This is a genomic window from Streptococcus sp. k-378 (assembly GCF_013277505.1).
GTDB classification, from domain to species: domain Bacteria; phylum Bacillota; class Bacilli; order Lactobacillales; family Streptococcaceae; genus Streptococcus; species Streptococcus pseudopneumoniae.
In genome coordinates this window covers 1-15,316 of the sequence record NZ_VMNC01000039.1, presented here as the reverse complement: position 1 = coordinate 15,316, position 15,316 = coordinate 1, and the positions used below count along the sequence as shown (strand labels likewise).

At 34.8% G+C, this 15,316-nt stretch carries 15 protein-coding genes; 5 read left to right on the top strand and 10 right to left on the bottom strand.

Going from position 1 to position 15,316, the window contains the following annotated elements:
- Positions 1-8: 8 nt before the first annotated feature.
- From lanM to HT719_RS04785, 9 genes are all read right to left on the bottom strand, one after another.
- Positions 9-2,954, bottom strand: coding sequence for a type 2 lanthipeptide synthetase LanM (gene lanM, locus HT719_RS04825; RefSeq protein WP_057487956.1), 2,946 nt, complete (start codon positions 2,952-2,954; stop codon positions 9-11).
- A 313-nt stretch (positions 2,955-3,267) separates the two neighbouring features.
- Positions 3,268-3,909, bottom strand: a complete 642-nt coding sequence (locus tag HT719_RS04820; RefSeq protein WP_023935510.1) for an ABC transporter ATP-binding protein — start codon at positions 3,907-3,909, stop codon at positions 3,268-3,270.
- A complete protein-coding gene (locus HT719_RS04815) occupies positions 3,906-6,014 on the bottom strand; it encodes a bacteriocin-associated integral membrane family protein (RefSeq protein ID WP_172928432.1) in 2,109 nt (702 codons plus the stop codon). The genes HT719_RS04820 and HT719_RS04815 overlap by 4 nt, the downstream gene beginning before the upstream one ends.
- Before the next feature lie 54 nt (positions 6,015-6,068).
- Complete coding sequence (locus HT719_RS04810) at positions 6,069-6,353, bottom strand: lactococcin 972 family bacteriocin (RefSeq protein ID WP_001230167.1); 285 nt, start codon at positions 6,351-6,353, stop codon at positions 6,069-6,071.
- 385 nt (positions 6,354-6,738) lie between these two features.
- Complete coding sequence (locus tag HT719_RS04805) at positions 6,739-7,326, bottom strand: hypothetical protein (RefSeq protein WP_172928430.1); 588 nt, start codon at positions 7,324-7,326, stop codon at positions 6,739-6,741.
- Between the two features lie 373 nt (positions 7,327-7,699).
- Positions 7,700-8,347, bottom strand: a complete 648-nt coding sequence (locus tag HT719_RS04800; RefSeq protein WP_172928428.1) for an ABC transporter ATP-binding protein — start codon at positions 8,345-8,347, stop codon at positions 7,700-7,702.
- 13 nt (positions 8,348-8,360) lie between these two features.
- Positions 8,361-9,167, bottom strand: a complete 807-nt coding sequence (locus HT719_RS04795) for a hypothetical protein (protein ID WP_000713604.1) — start codon at positions 9,165-9,167, stop codon at positions 8,361-8,363.
- On the bottom strand, positions 9,154-9,945 hold the full coding sequence (locus HT719_RS04790; protein ID WP_000385027.1) for a hypothetical protein: 792 nt from the start codon (positions 9,943-9,945) through the stop codon (positions 9,154-9,156). The genes HT719_RS04795 and HT719_RS04790 overlap by 14 nt, the downstream gene beginning before the upstream one ends.
- A gap of 73 nt (positions 9,946-10,018) precedes the next feature.
- A complete protein-coding gene (locus tag HT719_RS04785) occupies positions 10,019-10,420 on the bottom strand; it encodes a hypothetical protein (RefSeq protein WP_050390508.1) in 402 nt (133 codons plus the stop codon).
- A gap of 528 nt (positions 10,421-10,948) precedes the next feature.
- Here HT719_RS04785 and HT719_RS04780 point away from each other — a divergent pair.
- Positions 10,949-11,812 carry a helix-turn-helix transcriptional regulator gene (locus HT719_RS04780; RefSeq protein WP_172928427.1) on the top strand — a complete coding sequence of 288 codons (864 nt, stop codon included), beginning with the start codon at positions 10,949-10,951 and terminating at the stop codon, positions 11,810-11,812.
- Between the two features lie 50 nt (positions 11,813-11,862).
- Here the strand turns inward: HT719_RS04780 and HT719_RS04775 are convergent, their stop codons facing one another.
- On the bottom strand, positions 11,863-12,486 hold the full coding sequence (locus HT719_RS04775) for a LysM domain-containing protein (protein WP_172928426.1): 624 nt from the start codon (positions 12,484-12,486) through the stop codon (positions 11,863-11,865).
- Positions 12,487-12,727: 241 nt separating this feature from the next.
- On the opposite strand from HT719_RS04775, the gene sdaAB reads away from it, so the two are divergent.
- Genes sdaAB through HT719_RS11550 form a run of 4 tightly spaced genes read left to right on the top strand, consistent with a single transcriptional unit; the run spans position 12,728 to position 15,244 of the window.
- Positions 12,728-13,399: an L-serine ammonia-lyase, iron-sulfur-dependent subunit beta gene (sdaAB, locus tag HT719_RS04770; RefSeq protein WP_000838914.1), complete on the top strand. Its 672-nt coding sequence runs from the start codon at positions 12,728-12,730 to the stop codon at positions 13,397-13,399.
- Between the two features lie 8 nt (positions 13,400-13,407).
- Complete coding sequence (sdaAA, locus tag HT719_RS04765) at positions 13,408-14,280, top strand: L-serine ammonia-lyase, iron-sulfur-dependent, subunit alpha (RefSeq protein ID WP_016398065.1); 873 nt, start codon at positions 13,408-13,410, stop codon at positions 14,278-14,280.
- 21 nt (positions 14,281-14,301) lie between these two features.
- Positions 14,302-14,934, top strand: a complete 633-nt coding sequence (locus HT719_RS04760) for an HAD hydrolase-like protein (protein ID WP_172928425.1) — start codon at positions 14,302-14,304, stop codon at positions 14,932-14,934.
- A gap of 49 nt (positions 14,935-14,983) precedes the next feature.
- Positions 14,984-15,244 carry a hypothetical protein gene (locus HT719_RS11550; RefSeq protein WP_240156551.1) on the top strand — a complete coding sequence of 87 codons (261 nt, stop codon included), beginning with the start codon at positions 14,984-14,986 and terminating at the stop codon, positions 15,242-15,244.
- Positions 15,245-15,316 lie beyond the last annotated feature (72 nt).

The following is a 15,316-nucleotide window of genomic DNA, read 5'->3' as shown; positions in this document are numbered from 1 at the left end:
ATTCCTCCTTAATTTAATAATAGCAATTCATTAAGACATTTTCTACCCGCCTTATAATTAGCCATCAATATTCCCATTTCACCTGTCAAAACACCCCAATCATCAGTTTCATAGGTCATTTTTTCTAATAAATATTGATTGCTTTCCTGATGTATCTCATTTTCAAATTGATTAGTTTGAACAGGTAAAATTGAATCCAAAATCACCAAATTACCCACATTCCCATGACAAATTGAATTATCCAAATTTAATCCATTAATTAGTATATCTCTGCTGTAATACTCCACTTCTTCCGATAACAACTTATCTGATAACCCATTAATTAACAAATAATGCTTAGCTTTTACAATACCAACAATACCATTACACCAGGAGTAGTATTTAGCATTTTTTCTTACTTTTAGAACTTTATTGGGATTTAGTTCCTCTCTCTCTTTCCTTAAATAGTCTTGTACACACTGAATAATCATTTTTCTAATATTTGAATCTGTACTTAAACTTAAACTATATTTATATAGCTGAACAATTACACCATAATTCCCGTGAGCATACCCTGGATCTTCTGAAATCCATACCCCTTCTTCGGCATATATTTTAAGCAGACGTTGAACAATTAGTTTCATCAACTTATCTGTCAAATTTAATATATCTAAATTTCCTTTAAATGTACTATTGACTTTCAATAAAACACCTAAAATACCAGAAATCCCACCGATAATATCTAAATTATCTAAATTTGAAACTATATCTTTAGTTCTAAAAATGGTTTCAAAGATACATGTTTCAATCTCCAAAGGAATATCTTTATTACTCTCCTTTAATACACACAATGCATATAGATAGCCATAAATTCCGGTAAAAGCTCCAACATTTTGATATGTAATATCAGAACTAAAATCCTTTATGTAGTTAACAGTGTATTTCATTACTCCAGGAAAAAGTTCTTCTAACTCCTTGATTTTTAAACTATTGATTCCAAGTAAAATGCCTGCTGTACCTGAATATAAATCATACTTCATAGGTGATATATCATAATTTTTATCCATAGCTAGCATTGCTAACCAGCTAATTTCGCCATTATGTTCAAACCTACTAGATAATAGTCTTTTTACAAATAATTCTCTTCCAAGATCTTTTCTTTTAGAAGGTTCAATATTTTTTACAAATAATTCGGTCCCCATAAAAGACATATTAATAATTCTCTTCTGACGAACTAAGTTTGAAGTAGATGCTATTTTTATTCTATTTAAAATTTTCTCTACAATACTTTCGCCCTCAAGTGATAAAATATATTCCTTAACTCCATTTGAAATATTATTATTAGATGAATCGGAATAAAAAATTGGGACATCATCATTTTTCAATTGATTAATCTCATCATGAATCATTTTACTATCAAATTCATTGGAAATATCACCATATTCACATAATCTAAGAAAATACATTTCAAAATCATAACGATTTTTTAAGAGTTCTGGGTGATGACTAGTCTCTAGCAACTGTACATATATATTGGTATTTCTATAAATGTATCTCGTTTCACAATTATTAAAATATTTCTTAATCATTTTTGAGATAACTGACTTATTATCAACAAAAATTCTATAAATCTCTTCAAATCCCTGTTGAACTTGAGGTAAATAATTAGAACAAGAGACATTCTCACCCTCGTATCTAACAGTACTGGGAAAGCTTCCAACCTCTTTAAAAACTTTTTCAATTCTGATTTCATCAGTGCCAACATTAGACAGCTGATGTGTTAAATAGGGAGATTCTCTTCTTGCACCAGAATTTAATGCACCTATTTCCATTCCTTTGTTATTATTAATTGAATATAGCGTCATTGGCAAAATACCTGTACTATATACTGAGTTAGCTACAAAGTCATACATTTTATGTATAGATGTATTAATTGTCTCATTTTCACTAAAATGAAGAATTGTTTCATTATCAATCAAATAAGGAAATCTCCCAGATGCTAATACATTTTCTCCATGATAATCTTTGGCACCAAACAAATGTAAAAATGCTAGAATTTTCCCCATATTTTCGAAATATATTTTTACATCTTCTAAAGTAGAACATTCTTGAATTTCAATCATTTCTACATAGCTATATCCTTTCTTAGTTAAAGTCTTAGGGATAAATAATGTATTCGAGATTCCAAATGTCTTTTCAAATTCTTCTGCAAATAATTTTAAATTAACATCCAATATCATATTACGAGGTTTATACACAATATCCTTATCTTTGAAATTTAATATACAAACTGTCTTGCCTTTAGAATGAGTATCACCTGCATTAAAATTAATTTTGGATAATTGTAAATTCGATACTTTAAAATAATTCTGAATATCTTGAATGTCGTCTTCTAAATTATTTAAAATTTCTTGAATATAAAAACTTATATTTTTTAATTTTTGATCTAATACCTCATATAACATTGGATATCTTTTATAAAAATCAACAATATATTCTTTATCTCGTAATAAAGTGTCTATATAGTATTTATATCTATCCTCACTACTCTCCCCCAGAAGTTTTGAATTTCTGCGTAAATCATTAATTTCTAAAACAACTGTACGATAACTAATATTCATACAAATCTCAAAAAAATATGTTTCAATACCTTCTATAAAAGTCTGTTTATCAGAAATATAATTCTTAGTTTCAACAATGCTATAAATTTTTTGGACATATTTATAACACAATGGTTTATATAAATCTAACCAATTGATTCTAGTCTTAAGCCTTTGCTGTGGAGTATATAACATCCATTCACCTTGTTCTAGCGCTTCTTCAATAAATAAATCTTTACTTTCATCATAGTCATTATATAGTTGTTCCCATTCATTGAGCCCTTTCCCTGAAACATTCTTTAAAAATGTATCTAACTCCTGAGAATTATTGACATTATTAAATAGTTTTATCCATTTATCTGTAATTGCTGACATAGTAATTCCTCCTTATAATTACTTTAAGATTATCAAATTTTCAAGTAATGGTAATGAGTATTCTATGCACTTTTGAGATTGAGAGACCCAATTTGTAAAATTAAACTAGACAGAAAAAGCCATCTATGTTAGGCTCAGATAAACACCACATTTGTCTGAAAGAAACTAACATAAATGACCTATACTCAATAAATAGAATTCCTAGGAAATCATCGAATTATCAATCACCCTACCAAGTTTTTCTGAGTTACATGAAAAATCTAACTTAATTTGACAATTTAGTATTCACTCAGTCAAAATAAGCAGAACTAACTCATTCCCCCTTGCCCAATTCAATGACGCGATGACATTGTTGGGCTACATAAGCATCGTGGGTCACAATAATGACTGTTTTCCCCTCTCGATTCATCTCTAGGAGAAACTTCAAGACCAAATCTCTATTTTCAGGGTCCAGAGAACCTGTTGGTTCATCGGCTAAAATCAGCTGACTGGGTTTTAAGATGGCTCTAGCAACTGCAATTCGTTGTTGTTCGCCACCAGACAACTCGGAGACCTTTTGGTGCAAAGTAGCTGACAAACCTACTCTCTCTAAAATCTCTTCCACCTTTTTGAGTTTGTCTTTCTTAGACAATTTCACATATTTCAGCGCCAGCATGAGATTGTACTCGACCGTTTCATCATCAATCAGGGCAAAATTTTGAAATAGATAAGAGATATGTTCACGGATTATTGTTTGTGACTTGGCAGAATTGACCGCTAGATTTGTCTGACCAAAAATCTCATACCGTCCGCTATAATCACCATCTATCAAACCTAATAAATTTAACAAGGTTGACTTACCACTACCACTCTTGCCAACAATGGCTACCAAATCTCCCTGATCAATCCTGAGAGACAAGTTATCCAAAATCACTTTTCCCCCAATGGTTTTGGTAATATTTTTCAACTCAATCATAAGATGCCCCCTTTCAATAACTCTACTAAACTTCTTTTCTCCATCCTAGAAGCCAAGGCTAGCACAAATAGTATATCCAAACATGTAAAACCTGCAAACAGTAGAAGTGGCAGGAGCGCATGGGCAAAGAAAATCAAGACTAGAAGAGGGAGACTATAGCCCAGCAAGAGCAGAACGAGGAGAGGACGGTAGCGATCGACCAGTTTCCACCCCATAAACTTCTTGGTAATGATATCCCTGCGCTTCAACAAGAAAGTAGTAACGAGTAAAAAGTAGGAGACAATCATACTGAGAAGAGCAAATAAGGCAAAAAGAACGTTAAAATTACGAACAGAATCCCGATAAGTATCAACTATCTCCTCTTGAATTGCTTGAATCGATGAAAATTTTAAATAGCTACCATCAGATAAGTTATCGACTAACTCTGTGATCACTTTTTGATTTTGTTCCGTATTTTCAACTTTCATAGGGTTGTTTAAACCTGTCGTTGACAAGTGAGTCTTTTCTTCCCACATCATGTCTTGATCATTTACCAGACTAATGATTGGATTGTGGAGATTTTCCTTTCGCTCATTATTATAAGGGAAGAAAGACCAATCTCCTTCATAGTAGGCAATTTCTACATCCATATCTTCTACCCTTTGCTTTTGCTGTTCTTCATACCTCATAGAAAGATAGGCGATGGATTTTCCCAAGAACTGATTCTTGCCTTCTTGTCCTTTGGCACTGGCTGGCATCAAAATAACTTTTTTAGTGCTGGTATCTGGTAACTTGAATCCCTTGCTCTTTAGAAAATTGCTATTTGCATAGTAAACATCTACCTTATCAGGCAGTTGGTACTGCTGCACTTGTTCTGCTTTGATGACTGGTTTGATAGAAAGACTCGCACTTCGCACATAGTTTACTTGTATTTTTGCTAGCAAATCTTGATAAAATTGGTAGAAATAATCTGTAGATTTCCCTGAACCTGCTAGCTCTTCTTGCCACAGGTTATCATTGAGTTTGAAGGTTTCTAAGGTCAGGTAATTGCCTTGGCTTACCCACTGTTGCTGATAAGCAAGTTCTTTATTTTCTTGTTCTAGACTTTTGCCTACCCCAATCAGTAAGGCCGTCAGTAAAATAGTTGTCCCTATTTTCATCACATAATTAAAGATGAGACCAAGTTTGACAGATGAAAAACCTTTCAACATGGAACTGACTGTCATTTTCTGAATCATCAGGTAGGTCAGCCAACTGATGAACAAATACAACTGTAAAAGCAGAAATTGGGATAAGAGTAAACTTGGAAACAAAAGTTTTGGCCTGTAGTCCAGCACTAAAAATAGTCCCAAGTCAATGACAAGACTTCCACCCAAGAGAAGATAAAAATTAGTCTTTACAAAACCAGCTAAAATCGCCCTGCTTTGAAAACCAAGTAACTTTTGAACCCCCACTCGTTTCATCTCCATCATCGGCTGATAAACTGTCATTAAAATCACAAGCAAGATTGCCAAGATAAAGATAATGATAGATAGTAACAAATCTTGATTTAGCACTCCAACCTGACTTCGGTAAGTGGGTTCTAATAAAATCGTCTTATCTATCTGGAAAAAATCACTCCACTTTTGTAGAATGGTATCACGATCTATCTCTTTGCTGGAGGTAATCATGTAGCGTCCATTTACAGTATGGGATTTATCCTCAATATAAGATTGGAAGGTCTGGAGTCGAATGAGTTTCACCTTTAAAAAGGTGGGAATGGTTCCTAGATTATTGGGAAGGTTCTGGTTACTGTAGACTCCCTTCTCATTCTTTGAAAAATCAAGAGAAGTCAGACCGAACTCCTGATAGGGGAAGGTTTCCTTATCAAAAACACCAGCCTTGACGACCTCATCGCCATTATCTACTTTGATAATAGAGACCTTGTCTTGGCTTGCAACCTCTTCAAAAAACTGGAGAATCGTTTCTGTCGGTTTAGTGACATCTTTCAAGTACAAGTCAAATGAATAAATTGTCTTGCCCATCTCCTGAATCCGCACTATTTCTCGTGTAACATTTACATTCAGGACAAAAAACGTAGTACACAGCAAGAGCAGGAGCATACAAAGATGACTGATTTTTTTCATAGAGATACCTCCCGTAAAGAAACTCCCTCTCCAAAAGGGGAGGGAGAATTTTAATTAAAATCCATAGAAATATTCCATTCCCGTTGGTGGGAATTTGAAGATTGAAGCCCGAGCCCATGCCTCAGCTTCTGCACGATCCTTAGAGAATTTATTTCCATCTTTAACAGTTGCTGTATGAGAGCGAGTAGAATGTAAATAATCAGAATAACCAAAATTTCCTGACCATCCTACTCCATAGTTCCATTGACCACCATCAACCCATACTGCCAAAACACTTGTAGAAGCAAGTATACTACATACCATTAAAGATGCAACACCAATTTTAACTAATTTTCTCATGATTTATTTCTCCTATTATCGAGAGCTATTCCGTAGAAACAGCTATAGTAATTTATCAACAAGTATCGTAGTCCATTGGACTCACCTTCCTTCTATCTCATTTCATTTTTAAACAACGAACTTACTCTTAACTAGGAGAATAGTTCTCTTCTGTATCAGGTCTTTGAACAACCAGAGTAGTATTAAGCACACTCTAACTATTACTCAAGAATCAGCCCAATAAACAACATGGATAGCGTTTTCAAATTTTTAAACTCCTATCCCATCCTTTTATCTATATTATAAGCGAAAATATAATAACTGTCAAGTAATTGAAGTGAATTTTATAAAAAAATTACAAGCCAAATTTGTAAAGTTTACAATAAACAACTAGGGCAATTATCTATCAGAATGTCCGTTTATCTGTTAATAATCCGAGAAAATCTTGTCGTTTCAAGTCGGAGAAATGTTTGGTAGAAAGACTTCCTTTTTGAAGTCCATCATCTCTAACCTGTAAATAATAGCTATGTTGGCTTGTTTTAATTGTCAAAAAATCGCCAAATACAAAAAATTTTTTCCAGTTACGAATCTCAAATTCTTTCATCTCTGATTTTGGAATGCGGATAAGTCCTTGCCGCAAATCACGATGATGCTCACTTGTGAAAGTCATCCCATTCCCAAGATTTCTTATCAGTAGTTCATCTGGAGTTACCATCACCAGCGCTATTTTAGTTAAGAAAATTTCAACTGTTGGTGGTAAAATCGCCAAATCAAACCAGGGATGTAGGTAGCGATATGCTAAGAAATAATGAGGCTCCTCACCCAATCCTAGTTGTTTATACAAGTTCTTGACCTCACTATCCAACCTCGTTTCAAAAGACACATCCGAATGCTCTTCTTCCTTCCTCTGATTAAAATAACGCATCCAGACTAGGAAACCTATAAAGACTAGGACAAATATTCCTGATAAGATATATTTTAAATTGTAGTTCATCGCTTAACCTCCTGATTCACGACTCCGCCTAAAACAGAGGCCTATTTATTTTGAAAATAGGTCCATCATAACTTTAAATAAGACGGGTGTCATTAAAATTAGGATAATTCCTATCACAAATATCATGACTACTCGAAAAAGCTCCTTATTTTTAAACATTTTTCCACCCCTTTTCTAGTTACATCATAGTACTCATTAACCCCATATTAAAATTACACCCAGCTTATTTTAATTTTCTTTTTTACTTTTTATATTACTATGATACAATATTTTTAATAGGATTTTATTCTTTGTTAACTTTTTTCACGAAAAGGAGAAAATTATGCGTTATGATTTCGGAAAGGTCTATAATAAAGTTAGCCACCTACCATTACTAAAAGTTAGATATCTCAACTAATTTACCATTTTTCAATTCAAGAACAATATCAGATAATACTTCAATATCCTCTTTATTGTGAGATGTGACCAACATAGTAATATGATTCTTTCGAGCATAACTCTTAATTATTTTTCTAAGTTCTTCTACACCTTCATAGTCCATACTATTAAATGGTTCATCTAGGAGTAAAATCTTAGGATTTTCCATCAATGCTTGGGCAATCCCTAACCTTTGTAACATACCTAATGAATAATTTTTTACTCTTACATCTTTATCCTGATATAAATCTACCTTATTCAATACTTCCTCAATCTCTTTCTTAGTAATTTTATTTTTGATTGTAGCTAATTGCTCTAAATTCTCTAATGCAGTTAGACTAGACAAAAATCCTGGATGTTCAATAAGTAAGCCTACATCAAGTAGCATAGAGCCATTTTCACCAACAATTACACTTCCAACTGTAATCTTACCCGTAGTAGGTTTCATTAGTCCTGAAATCATTTTAAATAATACACTTTTCCCGCATCCATTGGTTCCTATAATTCCATATATTTTACCTGATTCAAAAACATAACTAACATCATCTATAACACACTTTTTCCCAAATGTTTTTGAAAGATGATCTACTTTTATACAATCCATACGTTTCAACTCCTTACTCATCTTGATACTGCTTACTTCCTTTAGGTAATGTAATATCTTTATTTTCAAATATTTTAAAATTTAATAGAACTAACATTGCATCAACAAATACCAATATCCCACATCTACCAATGAAATTTATACCGTAACCATATACTGAACCGGAAATAGAAAACAATGAAAATGGTCTCAGATGTTCTCCTAACAAGCCCAATGTTGAACCCGCCATTACAATCAAAGTGCCCGTATAGATAACAAATACTAACGATTGTGATATTCTAAACTGTGTTAAAAGTGCATGGAGCAGGGAAAAGAAATATAGCAACAATCCTTGTAAAATTATTATCTTCCCTATCTCATAAATTACGATATTCGTTTCAAAATTTCCAAATAAATACGTTTCTGAAAATTTTTTTGTGGCTGTTGAAATGCCGATGCCAAAGTTAGAATCTCCTATTCCTACTATAGTGGAAAATATACAAATACTAACCACATAATAAATCACACTTTTCAAAATTTTGAAATGCTTATTTCTATAAAAATCATTTCTACTTGAATACCTACTTAGTACAAAAAATATATTTTGTTCAACTGGGCTTTGTAGCATCATTATGAAAGCTAATAAAAACGGAAATGTGAAATATCCAGTATAGGAATCATTAAACATGATAAGAATCAGCTCACCAAAATGAAAATTCCCAAATTTATATTTCAATACTATCAGCTGACTAAAATTTGCTAATATAGCAAAAGCCACTAATAAATATATAAAACCTATATAAAAATCTTCTTTATTTTTTAATTCTTTAAATTTCTTCATCAGTTTCTATATCCCTTTTAAATTTTTTATACGACATCCAATATGATATTACTACTACAAGTATCAAATATACAAAAACAAATATTATGCTTATTCCTTTTACTCTTGAAACATCAAAAATTGCCATTGGTTCAATTTTAGTAAGACCTAAAAACATAGCAAACAATGATCCTATTGTCGTTAAAATAAATGGGGATAACCATGCAACAAATTTGCTCTTAATAAAATATGACATCGCCAATCCAACACTACTATATGCAACGCCAACAAAGGAACAATGTAAAATGATTATTACTACATAAAATAACGGGGATGTCCTCACTGCTGATTCATAAATAGAAACTTTTGTTATTGCATAATAAGCATCCATATTTATACTTCTATTAAAAAATAAAATTGACATTATCAAGAATAATAACATTCCAAAAATAAATGTTGTAAATGATATGAATCCATTGATTATAAAAATAGAATTAAAATACTGTTTATATCCCATCCTTGATATAATATATTTCATTATTCCACTTTTTCTATTTTCGATATGCTGTGACGCAAAAGGAATTGTTGCAATAAGAGGTGCCAAAACTATTAACAACGACCTATCACCATTATAACCTTGTAAAAATACCACAATATAATCATGATTAAAAAAATACTCCATCCCCTCTTCAATAAATGCACTTACAGAAAATATCATAGAAGTTAAAATAATTAATATTGCTAAAAAGAATTGCTTATTTTTCATCCCTTTTAAAAATATACTGACCTTGTAATCCATACTTCTCTCCTATAAAACAAATGGGATGAGCGAACATGCTCACCCCCAAATATACAAACCTATATTCTAGCTCTTAATACTCATCAGGACTCCACGAACCGCTGGTTTGAACTTTAACATATGTTGCGAACCCTGTCCATCCACCCAATCTAAGATTAGATCCTTCTGCATCTGATGGACTATTATAATTCAAATAAATCCTATCTCCACTGCCTGCAGAATATGTACGTGTCATTTGAGCGTCACCTCTAAAAATAGCACAGTGCATTGTATAACCACCACCGATTGATGTATTATTATTTACTCCTCTTGATTGATTTGTTTTATATAATGAGTCAGTCACTGTACGACCTCCGAATCTCGGCATAATCATATCGTAGTCCGAAATTTCTCTAGCAGAGACAGCCATTGCACCAATCATTAACGTAGCACATATACTTGCAAATAACTTTGTTTTAGTATCTAGTTTTTTCATTATTACAATCCAATCCTTTCGCTCCACTTACGACACAATACAAAATGAAAAACATGTTGTATTGTGTTGTTTTCTTTAATTTGGGATATGATATACTTCCTGTGAAACCAAATATGATAAACTAAAAATCAAAATTATAATGAATTCAAATTTATAGAATAACTACCTTAAAACGAAATTAACATTCACAGAAAATCTTATGTAATTACTAAATAATCCATTGGACTCATCTTCCTTTCATTTTTGCAACTAGCGCATTATATCGGCCATTTCCATGGGAAAACCGTAGCAATGCTAAATAAGAAAGCAAGAACAACTAAAAAGCGAAAAACTTTTTTATTCATACTTTTTTCCTCCTATCTATATTTTGTATCTATAGTATACCTCTTCTTTATTCTATTTTAAAATTAGTTAACTTTTTTCACACATTATTTTAGTTTTCTTTTTTACTATTCCTGGTATTATGATACAATATTTTTAACAGGATTTTATTATTTGTTAACTTTTTTCACGAAAAGGAGAAAGCCCATGCGTTATGATTTCGGAAAAGTCTATAAAGAAATACGTGAGTCAAAAGGATTGACCCAAGAAGAGGTCTGTGGGGAGGTTCTCTCAAGAACCAGCCTATCAAAAATTGAAAGTGGCAAGGCAACTCCCAAATATGAAAATATGGAATTTCTTCTCCGTCAAATCAATATGAGTTTTGAAGAGTTTGACTATATCTGCCACCTCTATCAACCGAGCCAACGAACAGAAATCATGCAAACCTATCTCAATATGAGCTCAACCCTAGGGACTAGTGAACTCGAAAAACTATTTCAAAAATGCCAAGACTATCTCAAAACCCACCACGACCTGCCCATAGAAGAAATCAGGGATATGCTGGAAGTTGTCATTCATATCCGTCAACATGGTACAGAGCAACTGTCAGACCAAGTGAAACAGACTGTCACAAAACTTTGGGAAAAAATTGAAAAACAAGATACATGGTATGAAAATGATCTAAAAATCCTCAATACCATCCTTTTCAGCTTTCCCATTGATCACCTCCATCTCATTACTGGAAAAATCCTGCAACGCTTGGAAGTCTATAAAAACTACCAACATTTATATGACTTACGAATGGCAATCCTACTCAACCTTTCCACCCTTTACTTATACAATCAAGACAAAAATATGTGTCAACAAATCTGCTATACTTTACTAGAGGACGCCAAGAACAAGAAAAGCTACGATAGGCTTGCTATCTGCTATGTCCGTATTGGGATTTGTACAGACGATTCTAAACTTATCCAAAAAGGTTTCTCTCTTCTGGAGATAACCGAGGAAACTTCTATGCTGTCTCATCTCAAAAAAGAAGTAGAGATCTATTATCAACCGAAGAAAATATAAAAAGTCGAGGGATTTCCTCGACCTTTTCATATTATTCTGTTCGTTAGTTCTTAATACCAGCCGTTGTTAAGCCAGAAGTTTTTAGCGGCTGTCCATGAACCGTAACGTCCTGCAACGTAGGCATCTGCTACACGTTCTTGGTTTTCAGCTGAGTAGTCACCGTTCAAGTATGAATCTGTCAATTGGTAACGTCCGATATAACGTCCGTTTGTAGCTGTGTAGCTACCGCCTGATTCTTTTTGAGCAATCCATTCTTTGGCTTCTGCTTCAGATTCGCTTACAGTTGAAGCAACAGTTTCTTCTGCTACTGTTTCGCTTACTACTGGAGTTTCTTCCTCTACCTCTGTAGTTTCTGCCACTGTGGCTGAAACAGCCTCATCTTGAGCAGCTGGTGCTGCATAAGTAGTTGGCGCTGGTGTTGTAGCATGAGCTACAGGGCCATCGATAACCAACTCTTGACCAACATAAATCAAATGAATGTTATCAATGTGGTTGTTTTCTGCCAATTTCTCAACAGTTGTGTTGTAAGTTTCAGCGATTTCTGAAAGTGTATCACCTTCTTTAACAGTGTAAGTTGATGATTCTTGAGCAGATACAAATGATGGAGCAAATACTGCAAACAAGGCAGCTACTCCTGCAAGAGTTGTTTTAATCTTTTTAGTTGTTGATTTCATATTCGAAAATTCTCCTTCTTTCTATAGTTCTATCATACCCTTTAAATATTACCGTTTCTTGACACTTTTATGTAGAAATATTACAAAATTATTTTTTATTTCCCTAGATAAGGTGTTTTTTGTCATAAAAGATACTATTTTTATGCTATTTGAGGTATTAGAAAGGTTTTCATCCACAATTAAAGTCAAGACCCTCATTCTTTGATATAATAGAGATAAGAATTTTTATAAGGGGAAACTGATGAAATCACTTCGTTTTCAATCTGTCTTTGATATCATCGGACCAGTTATGATTGGCCCATCTAGTAGCCATACCGCTGGTGCTGTTCGTATTGGGAAGATTGTCTCTTCCATTTTTGATGATACTCCGACAGAAGTTGAATTCCAACTTTTTAACTCATTTGCCAAGACCTATCGTGGTCACGGAACAGACCTAGCCCTTGTTGCAGGTATTTTAGGCATGGATACAGATGATCCTGAAATTCCAAACAGTCTGGAGATTGCCCACAAGCGTGGTATCAAGATTGTCTGGACCATTCAGAAAGACAGCAATGCCCCTCACCCCAACACCACTAAAATTACCGTCAAAAATGTCCACAAGACCATCAGCGTGACTGGTATTTCTATCGGTGGAGGAAATATTCAGGTAACCGAACTCAATGGTTTTGCCGTCTCTCTCAATATGAATACACCGACTATCATCATCGTTCATCAAGATATTCCAGGCATGATTGCTCTTGTAACAGAGGCGCTTTCCCGCTATGGTATCAATATCGCCCAGATGAATGTCACTCGTGAAAAAGCTGGTGAAAAAGCCATTATGATTATCGAAGTTGACAGTCGCAACTGTGATGAGGCTATCGAAGAAATTCGAAAAATCCCTCATCTCCACAATGTCAATTTCTTTAAATAGGAGGAAGCATGTTTTATTCTATCAAAGAATTGGTCGAGCAAGCAGATCTGGACTTTCAAGGAAATGTCGCAGAACTCATGATTACAACAGAGTTTGAATTGACCGGTCGCGAACGTGAAGAAGTCTTCCTTCTCATGGAACGCAATCTGGAAGTCATGAAAGCCTCTGTCCAACTTGGCCTCAATGAAAATAAATCTCGTAGTGGCCTGACAGGTGGAGATGCTGCCAAATTGGACCACTACATCAAAAACGGAAAAACTCTGTCAGATTACACGATTCTCTCTGCTGCCCGAAATGCTATCGCAGTCAATGAACACAATGCTAAAATGGGCTTGGTCTGCGCTACTCCTACCGCAGGAAGTGCCGGTTGTCTCCCTTCCGTTCTCACTGCTGCTATTGAAAAATTAAACCTCAGCCACGAGCAACAATTGGATTTCCTCTTTGCTGCTGGTGCCTTTGGACTAGTCATCGCAAACAATGCCTCCATCTCAGGTGCTGAAGGTGGCTGTCAAGCTGAAGTTGGTTCAGCCTCTGCTATGAGTGCTGCTGCCTTGACTCTGGCTGCAGGTGGAACACCTTATCAGGCCAGTCAAGCTATTGCCTTTGTCATTAAAAATATGCTAGGCCTCATCTGTGACCCTGTTGCAGGTTTGGTCGAAGTTCCCTGTGTCAAACGTAATGCCATGGGAGCTAGCTTTGCTTTCATCGCAGCAGACATGGCCTTGGCAGGTATCGAATCTAAAATCCCTGTGGATGAAGTGATCGATGCCATGTACCAAGTAGGAGCAAGCATGCCAACTGCCTTTCGTGAAACAGCTGAAGGTGGACTCGCTACCACCCCTACTGGTCGTCGCCTCCAAAAAGAAATTTTCGGAGAATAAGTTTATCAAATAGGAGAAACCATGACCTCTATCACAGCGATTTTTTTCGATCTGGATGGAACCCTCGTCGACAGTTCTATCGGAATTCACAATGCCTTTACCCATACCTTTAAGGAGCTGGGGGTGCCTAGCCCTGATGCCAAAACGATTCGTGGTTTTATGGGACCGCCCCTCGAAAGTAGTTTTGCGACCTGCCTGCCCAAAGAACAAATCGCTGAGGCTGTGCAGATATATCGTTCTTACTACAAGGCAAAAGGCATCTATGAAGCTCAACTATTTCCTCAGACTGTAGACTTGCTTGAGGAGTTATCAAGCAGTTATCCACTCTACATCACCACGACAAAAAATACTCCAATCGCTCAAGACATGACTAAAAACTTGGGAATCCATCATTTCTTTGATGGCATCTATGGTTCCAGCCCTGAAGCACCTCATAAGGCAGATGTCATTCGCCAGGCCTTGCAGACACATCAACTAGTCCCTCAACAAGCCATCATCATCGGAGATACCAAGTTTGATATGCTTGGAGCTCAAGAAACAGGCATTCAGAAATTGGCCGTCACTTGGGGATTTGGAGAGCAAGCAGATTTGCTCAACTATCAGCCTGATTATATCGCCCACAAACCCTTAGAAGTTTTGGCGTATTTTCAATAGCATAGACTGGGTAACAACTCCATTTCAGAAGAAAATGAAGTAATACTCAATGAAAATCAAAGAGCAAACTAGGAAACTAGCTGCGGGATGCTCAAAACACTGTTTTGAGGTTGTAGATGAAACTGACGAAGTCAGCTCAAAACACTGTTTTGAGGTTGTAGATGAAACTGACGAAGTCAGCTCAAAACACTGTTTTGAGGTTGCAGATAAAACTGACGAAGTCAGCTCAAAACACAGTTTTGAGGTTGCAGATAAAACTGACGAAGTCAGTAACATATACATACGGCAAGGCGAAGCTGACGTGGTTTGAAGAGATTTTCGAAGAGTATTAAATTGAATTGCTTATAAAAAAGCTCCATACACGGGATGTGTATAGAGAAAT

Excerpts from the sequence above, each read along its gene's own strand:
- HT719_RS04790 (WP_000385027.1), bottom strand. The coding sequence starts at position 9,945 with ATGGATTACAAGGTCAGTATATTTTTAAAAGGGATGAAAAATAAGCAA.
- HT719_RS04820 (WP_023935510.1), bottom strand. The coding sequence starts at position 3,909 with ATGATTGAGTTGAAAAATATTACCAAAACCATTGGGGGAAAAGTGATT.
- HT719_RS04815 (WP_172928432.1), bottom strand. The coding sequence starts at position 6,014 with ATGAAAAAAATCAGTCATCTTTGTATGCTCCTGCTCTTGCTGTGTACT.
- sdaAA (WP_016398065.1), top strand. The coding sequence starts at position 13,408 with ATGTTTTATTCTATCAAAGAATTGGTCGAGCAAGCAGATCTGGACTTT.
- HT719_RS04810 (WP_001230167.1), bottom strand. The coding sequence starts at position 6,353 with ATGAGAAAATTAGTTAAAATTGGTGTTGCATCTTTAATGGTATGTAGT.
- HT719_RS04805 (WP_172928430.1), bottom strand. The coding sequence starts at position 7,326 with ATGAACTACAATTTAAAATATATCTTATCAGGAATATTTGTCCTAGTC.
- HT719_RS04760 (WP_172928425.1), top strand. The coding sequence starts at position 14,302 with ATGACCTCTATCACAGCGATTTTTTTCGATCTGGATGGAACCCTCGTC.
- lanM (WP_057487956.1), bottom strand. The coding sequence starts at position 2,954 with ATGTCAGCAATTACAGATAAATGGATAAAACTATTTAATAATGTCAAT.
- HT719_RS04800 (WP_172928428.1), bottom strand. The coding sequence starts at position 8,347 with ATGGATTGTATAAAAGTAGATCATCTTTCAAAAACATTTGGGAAAAAG.
- HT719_RS04795 (WP_000713604.1), bottom strand. The coding sequence starts at position 9,167 with ATGAAGAAATTTAAAGAATTAAAAAATAAAGAAGATTTTTATATAGGT.
- HT719_RS04780 (WP_172928427.1), top strand. The coding sequence starts at position 10,949 with ATGCGTTATGATTTCGGAAAAGTCTATAAAGAAATACGTGAGTCAAAA.
- HT719_RS04785 (WP_050390508.1), bottom strand. The coding sequence starts at position 10,420 with ATGAAAAAACTAGATACTAAAACAAAGTTATTTGCAAGTATATGTGCT.
- sdaAB (WP_000838914.1), top strand. The coding sequence starts at position 12,728 with ATGAAATCACTTCGTTTTCAATCTGTCTTTGATATCATCGGACCAGTT.
- HT719_RS04775 (WP_172928426.1), bottom strand. The coding sequence starts at position 12,486 with ATGAAATCAACAACTAAAAAGATTAAAACAACTCTTGCAGGAGTAGCT.
- HT719_RS11550 (WP_240156551.1), top strand. The coding sequence starts at position 14,984 with ATGAAAATCAAAGAGCAAACTAGGAAACTAGCTGCGGGATGCTCAAAA.